The organism is Corynebacterium sp. 20-84, from assembly GCF_053479455.1.
In genome coordinates, this window is the sequence record NZ_JBRBCB010000011.1 from 87,772 (window position 1) to 104,100 (window position 16,329).

Here is a 16,329-nt window from a genome sequence, read left to right on the forward strand (position 1 = left end):
AAGCGGGCCCCGGGGCTTGGAAACTAGTTCCGGCGGCCGGTGGCCTTCCGGTACTTACGGTAGCCGGAGCGGCCAACACGGATCGTGACGAAACCACCGATGAGCGTCACGGCCGTCAAGATGCCGCCGACGATCAGCAGCATCTCGGAGATGTCCTCGCTCGCGCCGTGGCCCCAGATCGTGGTGGCCGCGCCGTAGATCAGCGTGCCGAAACCTGCCAGCGACGCCAGGATCAGTGCCATACCGACCCAGGTGATGTGCTTGACCAGCGAGGAGTGCGGAGCGCCCAGCGACACCGGGTCGTAGCCGTCGACGTAGCTGTCCTGGATGGAGGTGCCGTACTCCGGGAAGCTCTCAGTCGAAATATCCGCAACCGGTGCGGGTCCTGCGTGTCCACTCATGGAACTATCTCTCTTTCCTAGTACCTATTACGAGGGGGTGCCCTTTGCCGCTTCCGCAGCGATGATTCCCATTATAGGTGGGCTGCCGCGGGGAGCACGCTGTGTCGCTCCCCGCATTGGCGGGCCCTTTTTAGTCGTCCTTGCCGCGGAATGCCGCGCGTGCGCGCTCCTTGTTGATCGCGCCGACAGCCTCCAGCGGGATGCCCGCCGGGCAGACGTCTGCGCACTCGCCGAAGAGGGTGCAGTGGCCGAAGTTGGTCTCCAGCTCGTCCACCATCTGGCGTGCGCGCTTGCCACGCTCTTCCTGGCCCAGCGGCAGGAGCTTCAGGTGGTTCAGCTTCGCGCCGGTGAACAGGTGGGCTGCACCGTTCGGGCACGCCGCGACACAGGCACCGCAGCCGATGCAGGCAGCGAAGTCGAGTGCCTTCTCGGCGGTCTGGTGGTTGACGTGCAGGGTGTCAGCGTCCGGGGCCGTACCTGCCTGGATGGAGACGTAGCCGCCCTGCTGCATCACGCGGTCCAGAGCGGAGCGGTCCACGGTAAGGTCCTTGATCACCGGGAACGCAGCCGAGCGGAACGGCTCGATGCGCAGCGTGTCGCCGTCCTTGTAGTTGAACAGGCGCTGCAGACAGGCCGTGGTGTTCTGGCCTGCACCGTGCGGGCGGCCGTTGACGGAAACGCCACAGGTGCCGCAGATGCCCTCGCGGCAGTCGGAGGCGAACGTGAACGGTTCCTCGCCTGCTTCGACGCGGTTGTTGTTGACGTGGTCCAGCAACTCCAGGATCGACATCTGCTCGACAGCGTCGTCAACCTGAACGGTCTCGAAGTTGCCCTCGGCGTCGGGTCCGGCCTGACGCCAGATCTCAAGTGTCAGTTTCATTACTTGTAGTTCCTTGTCATCAGCGGGATCGAATCGAAGTACAGAGGTTCGGCGTGGCGGATGAATTTCTCATCGCCGCCCGGCTCCCATGCGGAGACGAAGCACCAGTTCTCGTCGTCACGCTCTGCCTCGCCGTCCTCGGAGAGGTGGTCCTCGCGGTAGTGCGCACCGCAAGACTCGTCGCGGTCGAGAGCGTCGATGATCATGAGCTCACCCAGGTTGATGTAGTCCGCGACACGGATCGCGTTCTCCAGGGTCTGGTTCATGTCCATCGCTTCGCCCGGGATGTTCACGTTGGCCCAGAAATCGCGGCGCAGCTCGCGCACTGCCTTCAGGCCCTTCTCCATCAGTTCGACGTTGCGGGAGACACCGCAGGATTCGTAGAGAATCGCGCCGAGCTTCTCGTGGTAGTAGTCCGGGCCGTGCGGCTCGGCACCCTGGATATTCATCAGTCGGTCGATGAGCTCCTGGGAGCGGGTCACAGCGGCGGAGACCTCCGGCGCTTCCAGGCTCAGGACCTCTTCGTTGAGGTGGCCGGCCAGGAAGTTCGGAACCGTGAACGGCAGGGTGAACCAGCCGTCGACGGACGCCGACAGCAGCGAGTTCGCGCCAAGGCGGTTCGCACCGTGGTAGGTCCAGGAGCACTCGCCGGCGGCGAACAGGCCGTCGATGGACGTCATCTCATTGAAGTCGGTCCACAGGCCACCCATGGTGAAGTGGACGGTCGGGGCGATGCGCATCGGCACCTCGTACGGGTCCTCGCCGATGGAGTCCTCGTACATCTCGAACAGGTTCGAGTAACGCTCGCGGATGGTGTCCTTGCCCAGGCGCTCGATAGCGTCGGAGAAGTCCAGGTACGCGGCGTTGTTCAACGGGCCGATGCCGCGGCCGGCGTTGATCTCCTTGGAGATCGCGCGGGAGGCCACGTCACGCGGGACCAGGTTGCCGAAGGCCGGGTAGCGGCGCTCCAGGAAGTAGTCGCGCTCTTCTTCCGGAATATCGGCCGGGTTGCGGTCGTCGCCCTGCTCCTTGGGGACCCAGATGCGACCGTCGTTGCGCAGGGACTCCGACATCAGCGTCGTCTTCGCCTGCCACTTTGCGTTGACCGGCAGACCCGTCGGGTGGAACTGCACGAACGCCGGGGACGCCAGGTATGCGCCATGCTCGTAAGCGCGCATGATGGCGGAGGCGTTGGAGTTCTTCGCCAGGGTGGTCTTGTGGTACACGTTGCCGTAACCGCCGGTGGCCAGCACGACTGCGTGACCGGTGAACGGCACCAGCTCGCCGGTGATCAGGTTACGGGTGACAATGCCCTCGCAACGCTTCTTGCCGTCTTTTTCAGTGATGATGAAGTCGACCAGGTCGTTGTGGGTGAAGATCTCCACGTTGCCCAGGTGGATCTGACGCTGCAGCGCCGATGCCGTGGACAGCTGGAGCTGCTGACCTGTTTGGCCACGGGTGTAGTAGGTGCGGGACACCTGGACGCCACCGAAGGAGCGGGTGGCCAGTGCGCCGCCGTACTCGCGGGCGAACGGAGCGCCGATCGCGTTCATGTGGTCGATCACGCGGACCGACTCGACAGCGAGGCGCCAGCAGTCAGACTCGCGGCAGCGGTAGTCGCCGCCCTTGACGGTGTCCTTGGTGTGGCGGTACGCGCCGTCGTTGTCCATCTTCTTGCCGCGGGCGGAGTTGACGCCACCCTGAGCAGCAATCGAGTGCGCACGGCGCGGAGCGTCGTGGTAGGTGAAGTTCTTCACGTTGTAGCCGAGCTCGCCGAGAGCGGCCGCAGCTGCGCCGCCGGACAGGCCGGTACCGACAACGATGACGGTGAACTTGCGGCGGTTGAGCGGGGAAACGAGCTCCATGTGGTCCTTCTGGTAGGTCCACATGTCGCGCATCGGGATGCCCTTGGGCTCGTTGCTCTCCAGGATGTTGCCCGGGGTGACGCCGGCGGCCTTGGACTTCGGGTTGGTGAAGTCCTTGTTCTCGTCCTTCTCGGCGGCCGGGGTGTCGGTTGCCCCCTTGGCCTCGGCCGGACGGTCCTTGGTGGCCTGGGTGCTCATTGCCTTGGCGGCCGCACTGCCAGCCTTGTTCTCAGCCTGAGCCTTCTTGACGTTCGGCTTCTGGTCAGCGCTCTTCGGGGCGGTCTGGGAGCGCGGCGGCTCCTTGCCGTCGACGCCGTTGGCGGGAGCCTTCTCAGCTGCCTTCTTCGGCTTCTTATCGCCCGAGTTGTATGCAGTAGTCATTTGCGTTCCTCCAGCCGTTCCTAAGACACCATTCCGAATGCGATGGCCAAAGGCATCACAATGTTGCCGATCACCACGATGGCGGGGATCCAGTACGCGAGCACGACCATGATGGCGCTGCCGCGCTTACCCAGCCAACCCAAGTCGGAGACCGCCAGGTACACACCGTGGGTGAGGTGCAGGAACAGGGCGATCATCGCGATGACGTAGAACACCGTGACAAACCAGCGCTCAGGAGCGAACGTGGCCAGCAGGTTGTTCTTGACTGCGCCGTGGGTGAATGCCTCGGACGCGACGACCTCGCCGACAGTCAGGTCGAGGATGTGGAAGATGATGAACAGCAGCAAGATGATGCCGGTGACGATCATCCAGCGTGCGGCGGTGGACTGCAGGCCGCCCATCAGGTTGGTGCGGCGGAATTTACCGCGGGACTTGCTCGATCGCGCCTTCAGAGCAAGAGCGCCCCAGACGTGCAGCACGAGACAGGCGAGCAGGACGATGCGGATGATCCACAGCAGCGAGCTGCCGGGGAACAGCGGCTGGCCCATCTCGCGCAGGAATGTGCCGTATTCGTCGATTGCGGCACCGCCAGCGTGGTCGGGCATGAAGATCTTGAGGTTACCGACCATGTGGCCGATGACGAACAAGAAGAAAATCAGGCCGGTGACGGCCATTATGAGCTTGAGCACCCAGGTAGGCACTCCGGGCCGCTCGCGCAGCGGCTCCTCAGTGATTTTGCCGTGACGAATTGCGTCACGATCTGCATGTTGAACAGTCATGGCACCTCCAGTGTCGATTCAACTTTACGATTAACCCAAGGTTCACCACTACTCGACGTGCCACCTCACCCCCACTGAGCTGTCGCGCACGCAGCATTTCCGCACCACCGGCTCCAGCACACGTCCAACATCGCAGTTCACATCTGCAACAGCTTTTCGACGCCCACCGCCACCCCCGAAATGTGAATTACCCCACCTACACCCACCCCGGGCATTGTGCGGCACATTCATCACCCCGAAGGGTGTCAAACTTTGGTTTGTTAAGTCGCCCTTATCTCCCAGCCCTGCGTAAACCTAGGGCGACGAGGCAGATCGCCAGACTTCGTTACAGTGGGGCCCATGACTGATACGAATTCTGCAACCCGAACCATCGACGCATCCGCCAACGACATTTTCGCGCTCCTGTCCGACCCGTCCCGCCACGCCGAGACCGATAACTCCGGCATGGTCGTCTCCGCCGACACCGACGCCAAGCTGGAGAAGGTCGGCGACATCTTCGTCATGAACATGACCAAGGAGGACGGCGACTACCAGACCCGCAACGAGGTCTTCGCCTTCCAGGAGAACAAGGTCATCGGCTGGAAGAACCTGGCTAACCTCACCGCTGATGTCGAGGTCGGCGCGAAGTGGCTCTACGAGCTCTCCCCCGAGGGCGCTGACAGCACCTCCGTCACCCTGACCTACGACCGCAGCGAGATCGCCTCCGACGAGGTGCGCAAGATGTCGGAGAAATTCGACGACGCCGTGATGGAAGAGTCCCTCGCCGCTCTGGCTTCCGCTGTCGGCGGCACCGACAACCCGACCCAGAAGGGCTAAACGCAAAGCAAAAAGCGCCCCGCCACAACTCGTCGATAAGCTGTGGCGGGGCGCTTTCGCGTGGCTTTACTTCAGCGCGAAGAACTGCTTCTCTTCCTTGAAGTCCACCCTGATCGCCAGCGTGCCTTCGTCACCGTTGTCCTCCGGGATCGGGTAGACGATGTTGCCCGTCGTCGATGCACCGGAGTACAGGGTGTTGCTCATGTCGAAGTCATCGTCCATCAACACAATCGTCTCGAACTGGCCCACGGTCTGGCCGTCCGGCGAAATGTACTCGACCGTGAACAGCGGTTGCTTGCCCTGCGGATCATCACCGACGTACTCGGCGGTGATGTTGGCCATCATGTACTTCTTGCCCGCCTCCGGATCCTTGTTGTAGTCGTTGGCCTTCTTAATATCGTCGTTGGCGTTGAGGTTCACCGAGTTCAGGGTGACCTTCCAGTCCTTGTTCTCAATCGTCGAACCGACCGGAAGCGGGTTCTCGCGGGTGCTACCCTCCTTGCCACCCTTCTTCTTGCCCTTTCCGTCGTCGCCCTTGCTGGTGCTCGTCGATTCGGTGGCTTTGCCCGTGGACTGCTGCGCGCTCGTGGTCTTATCGTCGTCGCCGTTGTCGCTTTCCTTATCGTCCCCGCCAGAGGTGAGGAAGTAGATCAGGCCGCCGATCAGAGCAAGCGCAACAATCAGGCCGCCAATGATCGCGATGATCTTGCCGCTGCCACCGCCGCCATTGCCGTCCTGACCACCCTGGCCGTACGGCGCGTTCATCTGCTGCCCGTACTGGCCCTGCTGGTCATAGCCCTGGGCGTAACCCTGGTGGTCGTAGCCTTGCTGGCCGTAGCCCTGGTCGAAGCCCTGGCCGTAGTCATAGCCCTGCTGGCCATAGTCGTAGCCTTGCTGGCCGTAGCCGTCGTAGCCGTACTGGCCCTGCTGCCCGGACTCCGACTCGGAGAACGGGTCCCGGTTGGGGTTGATGCTGCTAGACATTACGTTTCCTTGCTATCGGCCCCACCGGCAAGCGGCGGAGCGACGGATCAGTTCTAAGCGCCTGTTAAGACTGGCTGCGTTTCACTCTAACGTCGAAATCACTTTTCGTCGTGCTAACCCGCTAAATCTCTTTTCTAAACACCAGCCATGAGACCACAGGAAAACGCCCCGAGCAGGGCTCGGAGCGTTTTCCAGCCGTCGATAAGCAAACTGCTTAAAGATTGATCATGTGGCCCTCGACGCCGTGCGCGACTTCCTTGAGCACCTCGGACAGCGTCGGGTGGATGTGCACGCTACGCGCAATTTCGCCCGCGGTGAGGTCGAAGCGCTGCGCCAAGTTGATCTCCGGCAGCAGCTCGGAGACATTCGCGCCGACCAGGTGCGCACCGAGGATCTCGCCGTACTCGCCGTCGACGACGAGCTTGCCGAAGCCCTGCGACTCCGCCAGACCCAGCGCCTTGCCGTTCGCGGAGAACGGGAAGGTAGCGACCTTGATGTCCTTGTCCGCGAACTTCTCGCGCGCCTGCTCCTCGGTGTAGCCCATGGAGGCGACCTGCGGGTTGCAGAACGTCGCGCGCGGCATCATCTGGTAGTCGCCGAGCTCCATCGTCTCAGCGTCAGCAATGGTCTCAGCCGCAACGATGCCCTGTGCCTCAGCCACGTGCGCGAGCTGGAGCTTCGCCGTCACGTCGCCGATCGCGTAGATGCCGTCGACGTTGGTGCGCATGCGCTCGTCGACGTTGATGGCGCCGCGGTCCGTGAGCTCGACGCCCGTGTTCTCGAGGCCGTAACCCTCGGTGCGCGGCTGGAAGCCGACGGCGACCATGACGCGGTCGACAGTGATGGTCTCCGTGTCGTCCGAGCCCTTCTTCTGGATGTCCACCTCGACTGAATCGCCGTTGTCGCGCACAGCCGTCGTCGCGTGACCCGTCAGAAGCTTCACGCCGAGCTTCTTGTACGCCTTCGCGATCTCCTTGGACACGTCCTTGTCCTCGTTCGGCAGGACACGGTCCATGAACTCGACGACCGTGACCTCTACGCCATAGTTGGACAGCACGTACGCGAACTCCATACCGATCGCGCCAGCGCCCACGATGACCATCTTCTCCGGGGCCTCCGGGTTGAGGATCTGCTCCTCGAAGGACACCACGTTCTCGGACAGCTCGATGCCCGGCAGGGTCTTCACCACGGAACCCGTAGCGATGATGCAGTCATCGAACGTGACCGTCTTGCCCTTGTCATCGCCCTCGGTGATCTCCAGCGTCTTCGCATCCTTGAAGGAACCGACACCGTTGATCTCCGTGATCTTGTTCTTCTTCATCAGGTAGTGGACACCGCCGACGATCTTCTCCGAGACCTTGCGGGAACGCTTGTGCGCGTCCCCGTACTCGAAGGAAACATCGCCCTTGATGCCGAACGTCTTCGCCTCGTGGTTGAAGATGTGCGCCACTTCAGCGTTCTTGATCAACGACTTCGACGGAATGCAGCCCACGTTCAGGCACACACCGCCCCAATACTGCTTCTCTACAACCGCGACCTTCTTGCCCAGCTGGGCTGCGCGAATTGCGGCGACATAGCCACCGGGGCCAGCGCCAAGTACAACAACGTCAAAATGTTCATTAGCCACGTCCCCTAGGATACGTGCGCTCGCGCCAACTCGCTGCGGGGGTGCTTTCCGCTTCAAAGTTCCGCCCACTTTTGGCATGATGTAGCAAGCTTCCCATTAGTTAGTAGCGAAGGAACCTCAAGTATGAAGCTGTCCCGCCCCGCACTCGCGTCCGTCGCCGCGATCGCCATCGCAGCAGGGTCGCTCACAGCAGCCAGCGTCGTCAACGCCGAAGACACGCTTATCGACGACACCGTGACCGGCCCCTCCGCCGAAGCCCCCGCCGGGGAGCCCGGCGCCAGCGATGACGCGGCTGGTGAGACTCCCGCCGATGAAGAGGAAGAGCCTGCCGATATTGAGGGCACCGACGCTCCTGCTGCTGATTCCGACGTTCCTGCTGCTCCCGGCACCGACTCCAACGCTGGCGAAACCGGTGTCGAAGGTGGCGCCGGTGAGGGCATTCAGGATGTGCAGGCCTTCGCCAGCGGACTGACCGAGCAGGGCAACCAGGATATCGATCAGGAACTCTTTTCCGCCGCCCAGAATGTGCCCGACAACGACGAAGCTCCGGCGAAATTTGCCGACATGCGCAAGATGACCGGCCCGGAAGATGCCCCGAAGAAGGTCTCCGGCAACACGAAGCAGGCCCAGGACTGGTACGGCACAAAGGGCGTCGAGGGCTGGTACGTCTACTCCGAGTCCATGAAGCGCGACATTCCGGTCGCGCTCGTCCGCGCCACCGACGAAGACGGCAAGCCTGTTGCCGGCGCTCCGACGCTGTACATGCTCAACGGCGCCGGCGGCTCCGAGCAGACCGGCGACTGGATTTCCGTTGCTGAAGCCCAAAAGGTCTACAAGGGCAAGGGCGTGAACCTGGTCGTCCCGATGGAGGGCGCATTCTCCTACTACGTCGACTGGCTCACCGACGGCGACACCCTGAAGGAAAAGTCCGACTACTTCAAGGGCGAGCAGAAGTGGTCGACGTTCCTGGGCAAGGAGCTGTGGCCCGCCGTCGAAGAGGAGCTCGGCGCGAACGACAAGCGCGGCATCCTCGGCTTCTCCATGTCCGGCACCTCCTCGCTCCTGCTCGCGGAGCACCACCCCGAGCTTTACCACGCCGTCGGTTCCTTCTCCGGCTGCGCCGCCACCTCCACCCCGCTGCCGTGGGCATTCGCCGCACTGACGGTGAACCGCGCAGCCAATGAGCCGAATTACTCCTCGGTCACCCCCGCTCACATCTGGGGTCCGATGGGCAGCCCCTACAACCGTTACAACGACGCCCTCGTCAACGCCAAGAAGCTGCGTGGCAAGGCCCTCTACATCTCCAACGGCTCCGGCACCGCGTCGCAGTCCGACATGGTCGGTTTCCGCGTCGCCAATGGCCAGAACCTTGCCCAAGCCATCGGCGGTTCCATGACCACCACCGTCGAAGGTGGTGTCATCGAGGCTGCGACCAACTCGTGCACCCACGATCTGCGCGCCAAGCTGGAAAACGAGAACATTCCGGCGCACTACGAGTTCCGCAAGGCCGGCACCCATGCCTGGGCCGTCTGGCTCGACGACCTGTACCGCTCCTGGAACACCACCTTCGGCCCTGAGCTCGTCGGCGATGACTTCGTCGAGGCTGTCCCGGACCCGGAGGAAGGGTTCCCCGAGCGCGCCACCTGGGATGCTGACAGCAGCAGCTAAAGCATAAAAGCGGCCTTCTCTAGCCGCTTTCCCGGGTTTTCGCCCGTTTTTCACGCCCTGTGACCTGCCCGTTTAGGCGATGTCTACTGAAGTAGACATCGTTTCGTAGACGATGAGTTGCGGGGCGTTTAACGTTTGTGCTGTGAACGATTTTGACGCGTTTTTAACAACACTCGGCAGTCCGATGGACATCCTGGCCGGTTTCGACCGCCAGGCTGCTCAGGCTGCCGGCGTCAAACCCACCACCTATATCGAGTGGGAAAAAGCCCACGAGACCTACTTCGGCACGACCCGCTCCACCCGCAAGCAGGCCCAGGCGGTACGCATCGCCCGCGAAACCGGTAAATCACTAGACCAGATCTTGTTCATCGAACAACAAGTCCGTCCGTTGGGCTCGGAGAAGGAGAAGTGGACAATCCGCCTGGCGTTGTTGTCGGTGCGGGGTAACTACGAGACGTTGAAGCGCCGCGCCAAAGACATCGTTCCTGAGGTGGATACACCTGCCCCTGAGTCGGCGGTGCGGTTTGGTAAGGAGCGGAAAGGTAAGCGCACTTTTAGTGCTACTGGTGATGCGAGTGATATCGCTGCTCTTGAGTACGCGTTGCGCCAAAAACTGGACGCTAACCGTCCTGAGGGCCCGCAGATGTATGAGGCATTTCACGACCTGCTGCACAACGACGGTGCTGTTGCGGATGCTGTTCCACGCCCACTGGTCCAGATCCCGCTGGCGGATTACATCTCAATCCTTGGCGGCCAGGGCGATGACACCATCCTGGGGCTGTCTGATGGCACGACGATGACTGGTGCGGAGTATCTGACCCACCACCACTCCAAGGACCTTGAGGTGGCACTCTTCCACCCTCAGGTGGGCCCGGTGAACCTGTACAACACGAAGCGGTTCGCCAATAAGAAACAACGCGACCTCGCCCGGGCAACACTGACGACGTGTCCGGTACCAGATTGTCGGCATGCTGCTGATAACTGCGAAGTCCACCACATCGAACCCTGGGCCCGCGGTGGGCCGACGAACATGAACAACCTGTCGGTGTTGTGCAGGTATCACAACCGCACCAACGATGATGATCCGGACATGCACAACAGGGGTCGAATACAGGTGCGCGATGGGACACCGACATGGGTTTCACCGCGCGGAACACCAGTACCAAACCGGACACACCAATACGGAGCCATGCACCTGTTGTTCGGAACATAGCCGAGGGGCCACCACACCCCACGGCCACTTCCGCACGCCCAAAAACAAAGACCGGGCCCCACAACGGGACCCGGTCTTTGACGCGGCGTTTTTAGAACATGCCCATGCCGAGAGCGATCGTGGACGAGGTGGAGGACATCTGGTGGAAGATGCCGCCGAGGAACTCGTTGATCATGAGCTGGAACTGCTCGAGGGGGTGGAGGCCGTTGGCGTTCATAGGGAGAGTCCCTTTCTTTTCTTTTTCTGTTTCTTATTCAGATTGGTTGACGCTTCCGTCACCGCTTGCGGGCGGCTGCGGACTCACGCTGTCTGTCGGTTTCAGATGCACTCGCGTTACGCCGTCTGACGACGACACAGAGGCGACAATACTCGCCCGACGGATCGTAACATGATTAACTTTAATCACAACTGAAACATTGTGTGTACTTGAATGCCAGCTCACCCACCAATAAAGTCAAGGGCGCTTTGAGGTTCCACCGCGGTAACACAACGCTCATTAGCAGCGAATAACCGGGGTGGAACCGCAAACCGCGGTACAACGCAATAACGCTCCCACCACTGAAGGAATACTGACCATGAAGCTCGTCCGCACCGTCGCCGCAGTCACCGCCGCTACGGCTCTCGCTTTCGGCGCAGCAGCCCCCGCTTTCACGGCTGATGCCGCCCCAGTCACTGCGGCTCAGGTCGCGGGCAATACTCCGGTGGGCACAGTGAAGAACTGGAATGCACACCCCGCACCGACGGCTGTGACAACGGGTGAAACTGCCAAGTGGGTCAGCCAGGTCAACCACAAGGATGTGTGGGCGTTCTGGGTGAGCTCCCCGTCAATGGGCCGTGATATCCCGGTCGCAGTCATCCCGGCACGCAACGGCGCGGGTGAGCTGGTGAAGAATGCCCCGACGGTTTACCTCCTCAACGGTGCTGGTGGCGCGGAGCAGAACGCAGACTGGCTGACGTACGCAGAGTCCGCGAAGTTCTACAAAGACAAGGGCGTCAACGTGGTCATCCCGATGGAGGGCGCGTTCTCCTACTACACGGATTGGCTGCAGACACCGAAGGCGGAGTACTTCAAGGGCCCGCAGAAGTGGGAGACGTTCCTGACGAAGGAGCTGCCGGGACCGATCGAGAAGCGCCTCGGCGCGGACAACCGCCGCGCGGTCGTAGGTTTCTCCATGTCGGGCACGTCGGCACTGGTTCTGCCGACGAAGGCCCCGGGCTTTTATGACGCCGCCGCAAGCTTCTCCGGTTGCGCAGCCACGTCGACGCCGGCTCCGTACAATTTCGCGCGCCTGACCGTGAACCGCGGCGCGGGTGCAGCCGCGAACTTCCAGACGGTGACGCCAGAGCAGATGTGGGGGCCGATGGGCGGCGCGTATAACCGCGCGAATGACGCACTGGTCAACGCGAATAAGCTGCGCGGAACGGCGCTGTATGTCTCCACGTCGACCGGTTTGGCGGCGAAGGAAGACATGGTCAGCCATATCGCAAGCAGGGGCGCAACGGAGATCCAGGCGCACGCGGCGGCGATGACTCTGCAGGTCGAAGGCGGAGTGATCGAGGCAGCCATCAACACGTGCAACCATGATCTGCGCGCGAAGCTGGACAGCCTGAAGATCCCGGCGCATTACGAGTTCCGCAACGTGGGCACGCACTCGTGGCCGACGTGGCGCCAGGACATGGAAACCTCCTGGCACAAGACGCTGAAGCCCGCGTTCAAGATGTAAACAAAACAGCATCAACCCTCGGGCATATCCGCCGGCATTAGGGTGGCGGATATGCCCGTTTTTTCTATTGAACCATCGCTTCTCGACGACATCACCGGCGACGCAGCCCTCGCTTGGGCCACGAGCTGGTCGCGCGAGACAGAGGAACGCACAGCAGCTGATCGCGACACAGCCGCACTCGCGGAGCGCATCCGCGGCATCCTCGACACGGACGACCGCATCCCGTATGTCACCCGCCGCGGGGACTTCCTCTACAACTTTTGGCGCGACCGGGAGCATCCACGCGGTCTGTGGCGCCGGACCACCACGGAGGACTACCTGGAGGAAAAGGGGTGGGAGGTGCTACTGGACGTCGATAAGCTCGCTGCGGACGAGGCGGAAGACTGGGTGTTCAAGGGCGCGGCCGTGCGTCCCCACGCACACGACCGCGCGCTCGTCCGGCTGTCGCGCGGCGGGGCGGACGCGGTCGTCGTGCGCGAATTCGACCTCGCCACCCGCACGTTCGGCGGCTTCGAACTCCCCGAAGCGAAAACCGAGGTCAGCTGGGTTGATCGCGACACGCTCTTCGTCGGCACGGACCTCGGCGGCGAAACGCTCACCACCTCCGGCTACCCCGTCGAAGTGCGTCGCTGGCAGCGCGGCACGGACCTGCGCGACGCCCCCGTGATCTTCCGCGGCGAACGCTCAGACGTCGCCGTCGGGGCCGCCCGCGACCACACGCCGGGCTTCGAACGCACCATCTTCACGCGCGCGCTCGATTTCTACAACCAGCGCACGTACATCGAGGACACGCTTATCGACGTCCCCACCAACTGCACCCCCATCCCCCACCGCCAGTGGCTCTTCCTGCTTCCCCGCACCGAATTCGCGGGTCTGGCCGGCGGCGAACTCGGCGTCATCGAGCTCGACCGGTTCCTCGCCGGAGACCGCGACGTGCGCGCGCTCGTGAGCGGCACCACCGTGGAAGATTTATCGTTCACCGCGTCGTCACTTTTGGTGACCACTCTCGACGACGTAGCGACGCGCATCAGCTCTTTCGACCTGGGCACTTGGGAGCGCACCGAGCTTTCGCTTCCCGACGCCGCCACCGCCCACGTCGTGAGCACCAGCCCCCTCGACGGCGACGAGGTCTGGATCAACGCCTCGTCGTTTTCCACCCCGTCGACCTTGTTGCGCAACGGTAAAGTCGTGCGCCGTGCGCCAGCGCTTTTCGACGCCTCCCGCATCGAAACCCGCCAGCACTGGGCCACCTCCGCCGACGGCACGAAAATCCCGTACTTCATCACCGGCGACTTCTCCCTCGGCGCGCGCCCGACCCTCGTCGGCGGGTACGGCGGCTTCGAAGTCTCCCTCACCCCGTCGTATTCGGCCGTCCGCGGCGCCGCATGGCTGGAGCGCGGCTATTTCTACGTGCAGCCTAATCTGCGCGGCGGCGGTGAATTCGGCCCCGAGTGGCACTCTCAGGTGGTGAAAACGAACCGCCACAAGGTGTGGGAGGACCACCGCGCCGTCCTCGAGGACATCGTCGCCCGCGGCTACACCACCCCGGCCCAACTGGGCATCCGCGGCGGCTCCAACGGCGGACTCCTCACCTCAGGTGCACTCGTCCAATACCCCGAACTCTTCGGCGCCGCCGTGATCCAGGTTCCGCTCACCGACATGCTGCGCTATCACACCTTGTCCGCCGGTGCGTCCTGGATGGCCGAGTACGGCGACCCAGAGGTGCCGGAAGAGCGCGCCTCCATCGAGACGTGGTCGCCGTTGCACAATATTTCCGATTCCTCCGCGGTGTCGTACCCGCCGGCCCTCGTGACCACCTCGACCCGCGACGACCGCGTTCACCCCGCCCACGCACGTACCTTCGCGCTTGCTCTCGGGAAAGCAGGGCAGCCCGTCGACTACTTCGAAAACACCGCTGGCGGCCACGCCGGCGCCGCGGACAACGAGCAGGTCGCACGAGTTGAATCCCTCATTTACAGCTGGCTCGACGCCCGCATCGGCGATGCCTCCACCCCGGCCGGGAACTAAGCATCCCCAACTTCCGACTACCCCTGATGCCAACGAAACAGAGAAAACCAGACGCGAAATAGCGGAACTCTGCGGCAGTCGGGAAAGGACACCCACCCCATGAACAAGAAGATCACGGCCCTGGTCGCCGTCCTGTGCGCAGGCACCCTCGGACTGACGGGCTGCTCCAGCGACAGCACCGAAAACACTGACAGCGCCGACAGCGCAAACAGCTCGGCCCAGACCGCGACCCCTACCGACGCCGGGAACACGGAGCTCGAATCCACCTCCATCTCGCTTGCCGACGGCTACTGCCGCGCCAAGGACGAACAGTCCGACATGACCGCCTGCTTCGGAACCCTGACAAACCCCTCGTCTTTCGACATCACCGTGGAGTCCTTCACCGCACCCGATCTTGAAGGCGCCTCCACCGAGCTGCACGAAGTCGTCGACGGCAAAATGCGCCAGAAGAAAGGCGGCTTCTCCATCCCGGCGGGCGGCTCCCAAGAGCTCGCCCCGGGCGGCGAGCACCTCATGATCATGAACTACACCGACCCGATCCAGGCCGGGGAAACTCTCTCGATCAACCTCGTAATGGGCGACGGTTCCGAATTCACCGCCGAGTTCCCAGTGCGCGAACAGCCGTCCGGCGAGGAAGACTACGCCGGAGGTGAGCACGATTCCCACGGGCAGCACCACTAACCCGGACGACAGGCAGAACCCCTCCCCTGCGACTTCCACGCGCCGCCAGTTTCTGCGCGGCGTCGGCGTCGCTGGTGCCGCGACCGCAGTGGCGGCCGGCGCGAGCGCGTGCGGGAAGGAGGAGGAAAAGGGGGGTCGGGGAGACGTCGATAAGCCTGCTGATGCGTGGCCCGGACAAGGAACCGCGGACGACAATACCCTCGTCGCATTCGACGGGGAGCACCAGGCAGGCATCGCAACGCCTGAGCAGTCGTTCTGCAAGCTGATCGCGTTCACTGTCAAAGACAACAAGCGGACGCGTGAAGACATGGTGCGCCTCATGCGCCTGTGGACAGACGACGCGCGACGCATGTGCGGCGGCCGCGCGGGGCTGGCCGACCTCGAGCCGGAGAATCTCCAGTCGACAGCAAACCTGACGATCACCGTCGGGTACGGACGCAGCCTGCTCGACAAGCTCGATCTCTCGGACGAGGCGCCCGACTGGCTCGCCGAACTGCCGGCCTACAGCCGCGACGAACTGCGCGAAGAGTGGTCCGGCGGCGACATCTGCCTGCAAGTCTGCGCTGACGACCGCTTCACCGTGGCGCACGCTGCCCGCTTCATGGTCAAAGGCGCACGCAGCTACGCCGACGTCGCATGGGTCCAGGACGGCTTCCTCCACGCGCGCGGCTCGATCCAGCCGGGCGAAACGCCGCGCAACCTCTTCGGGCAGCTCGACGGCACGGGCAACCCGGCGGTCGACGAATTCGACAGCGTCGTCTGGATCGACGAAGGCCCCGCCTGGACGAAGGGAGGGACGGCGATGGTGGTGCGTCGTATAGCAATGCTTCTCGACGAATGGGACATCCTCGACCGCCCCTCCCGCGAAGTAGTCTCCGGCAGGCGACTCGACAACGGTGCCCCGCTAAGCGGCACCGACGAATTCGACGAGCCTGACCTGGACGCCCGCGACGAATTCGGTCTGCCCGTCATCGACCCGAATTCGCACATGGCGCGCGCCAAGTCGACGGACCCCGCAGAGCGCATTCTCCGCCGCCCCTACAACTACGACATGCCGCCCGGCCCTGATTCCCGCGGCACGTCCAATGCGGGACAGATGTTCATCTGCTTCCAGAAAAACCCGTTGAGACAGTTCGACCCCATTCAGCAAAGGCTCGACAGCGCCGACCGCCTCAACGAGTGGATCACCCACATCGGGTCCGCCGTCTTCGCTGTCCCCCACGGCACCGCCGACGGCGAATACTGGGGTCAGGATCTCTTTGGGGGTCGCGGGTAGAGTTAC

The 16,329-nt window shown here is 63.0% G+C and carries 14 protein-coding genes; 7 read left to right on the forward strand and 7 right to left on the reverse strand.

What is annotated here, in order from left to right; translation table 11 throughout:
* Positions 1–23 precede the first annotated feature (23 nt).
* From ACUY2Y_RS09505 to ACUY2Y_RS09520, 4 genes are all read right to left on the reverse strand, one after another.
* Positions 24–401 carry a hypothetical protein gene (locus ACUY2Y_RS09505; protein WP_448326016.1) on the reverse strand — a complete coding sequence of 126 codons (378 nt, stop codon included), beginning with the start codon at positions 399–401 and terminating at the stop codon, positions 24–26.
* Positions 402–531: 130 nt separating this feature from the next.
* Positions 532–1,281, reverse strand: coding sequence for a succinate dehydrogenase/fumarate reductase iron-sulfur subunit (locus tag ACUY2Y_RS09510; protein WP_210572816.1), 750 nt, complete (start codon positions 1,279–1,281; stop codon positions 532–534).
* Positions 1,281–3,344 carry a fumarate reductase/succinate dehydrogenase flavoprotein subunit gene (locus ACUY2Y_RS09515; protein WP_448326054.1) on the reverse strand — a complete coding sequence of 688 codons (2,064 nt, stop codon included), beginning with the start codon at positions 3,342–3,344 and terminating at the stop codon, positions 1,281–1,283. The genes ACUY2Y_RS09510 and ACUY2Y_RS09515 overlap by 1 nt, the downstream gene beginning before the upstream one ends.
* A gap of 203 nt (positions 3,345–3,547) precedes the next feature.
* Positions 3,548–4,306 carry a succinate dehydrogenase cytochrome b subunit gene (locus tag ACUY2Y_RS09520; protein ID WP_210572814.1) on the reverse strand — a complete coding sequence of 253 codons (759 nt, stop codon included), beginning with the start codon at positions 4,304–4,306 and terminating at the stop codon, positions 3,548–3,550.
* Positions 4,307–4,645: 339 nt separating this feature from the next.
* On the opposite strand from ACUY2Y_RS09520, the gene ACUY2Y_RS09525 reads away from it, so the two are divergent.
* Positions 4,646–5,122, forward strand: a complete 477-nt coding sequence (locus ACUY2Y_RS09525; protein ID WP_448326018.1) for an SRPBCC domain-containing protein — start codon at positions 4,646–4,648, stop codon at positions 5,120–5,122.
* 66 nt (positions 5,123–5,188) lie between these two features.
* Here the strand turns inward: ACUY2Y_RS09525 and ACUY2Y_RS09530 are convergent, their stop codons facing one another.
* Both ACUY2Y_RS09530 and lpdA read right to left on the reverse strand, forming a co-directional pair.
* The gene (locus ACUY2Y_RS09530; RefSeq protein ID WP_448326020.1) at positions 5,189–6,106 is read right to left on the reverse strand and encodes a DUF4352 domain-containing protein; all 918 of its coding nucleotides are present in this window, start codon (positions 6,104–6,106) and stop codon (positions 5,189–5,191) included.
* Between the two features lie 214 nt (positions 6,107–6,320).
* Positions 6,321–7,733, reverse strand: coding sequence for a dihydrolipoyl dehydrogenase (lpdA, locus tag ACUY2Y_RS09535; protein WP_210572810.1), 1,413 nt, complete (start codon positions 7,731–7,733; stop codon positions 6,321–6,323).
* Between the two features lie 123 nt (positions 7,734–7,856).
* Here lpdA and ACUY2Y_RS09540 point away from each other — a divergent pair, with 123 nt between their 5' ends.
* Both ACUY2Y_RS09540 and ACUY2Y_RS09545 read left to right on the forward strand, forming a co-directional pair.
* On the forward strand, positions 7,857–9,401 hold the full coding sequence (locus ACUY2Y_RS09540) for an alpha/beta hydrolase-fold protein (protein WP_448326023.1): 1,545 nt from the start codon (positions 7,857–7,859) through the stop codon (positions 9,399–9,401).
* 142 nt (positions 9,402–9,543) lie between these two features.
* Positions 9,544–10,614: an HNH endonuclease signature motif containing protein gene (locus tag ACUY2Y_RS09545; protein WP_448326025.1), complete on the forward strand. Its 1,071-nt coding sequence runs from the start codon at positions 9,544–9,546 to the stop codon at positions 10,612–10,614.
* Between the two features lie 91 nt (positions 10,615–10,705).
* Here the strand turns inward: ACUY2Y_RS09545 and ACUY2Y_RS09550 are convergent, their stop codons facing one another.
* Entirely contained in the window at positions 10,706–10,831 is a 126-nt protein-coding gene (locus ACUY2Y_RS09550) for a hypothetical protein (RefSeq protein WP_282597856.1), read from the reverse strand.
* 358 nt (positions 10,832–11,189) lie between these two features.
* Between ACUY2Y_RS09550 and ACUY2Y_RS09555 the strand changes: the two genes are divergently transcribed.
* The 4 genes from ACUY2Y_RS09555 (at position 11,190) to ACUY2Y_RS09570 (ending at position 16,323) form a co-directional block, all read left to right on the forward strand.
* Positions 11,190–12,338 (forward strand): alpha/beta hydrolase, encoded by a 1,149-nt coding sequence (locus ACUY2Y_RS09555; protein WP_448326028.1) that lies wholly within the window; start codon positions 11,190–11,192, stop codon positions 12,336–12,338.
* Positions 12,339–12,389: 51 nt separating this feature from the next.
* Complete coding sequence (locus ACUY2Y_RS09560; RefSeq protein WP_448326030.1) at positions 12,390–14,366, forward strand: prolyl oligopeptidase family serine peptidase; 1,977 nt, start codon at positions 12,390–12,392, stop codon at positions 14,364–14,366.
* A 99-nt stretch (positions 14,367–14,465) separates the two neighbouring features.
* Positions 14,466–15,047, forward strand: coding sequence for a copper chaperone PCu(A)C (locus ACUY2Y_RS09565; protein ID WP_448326032.1), 582 nt, complete (start codon positions 14,466–14,468; stop codon positions 15,045–15,047).
* The gene (locus ACUY2Y_RS09570) at positions 15,025–16,323 is read left to right on the forward strand and encodes a Dyp-type peroxidase (RefSeq protein WP_448326056.1); all 1,299 of its coding nucleotides are present in this window, start codon (positions 15,025–15,027) and stop codon (positions 16,321–16,323) included. The genes ACUY2Y_RS09565 and ACUY2Y_RS09570 overlap by 23 nt, the downstream gene beginning before the upstream one ends.
* Positions 16,324–16,329: the final 6 nt, after the last annotated feature.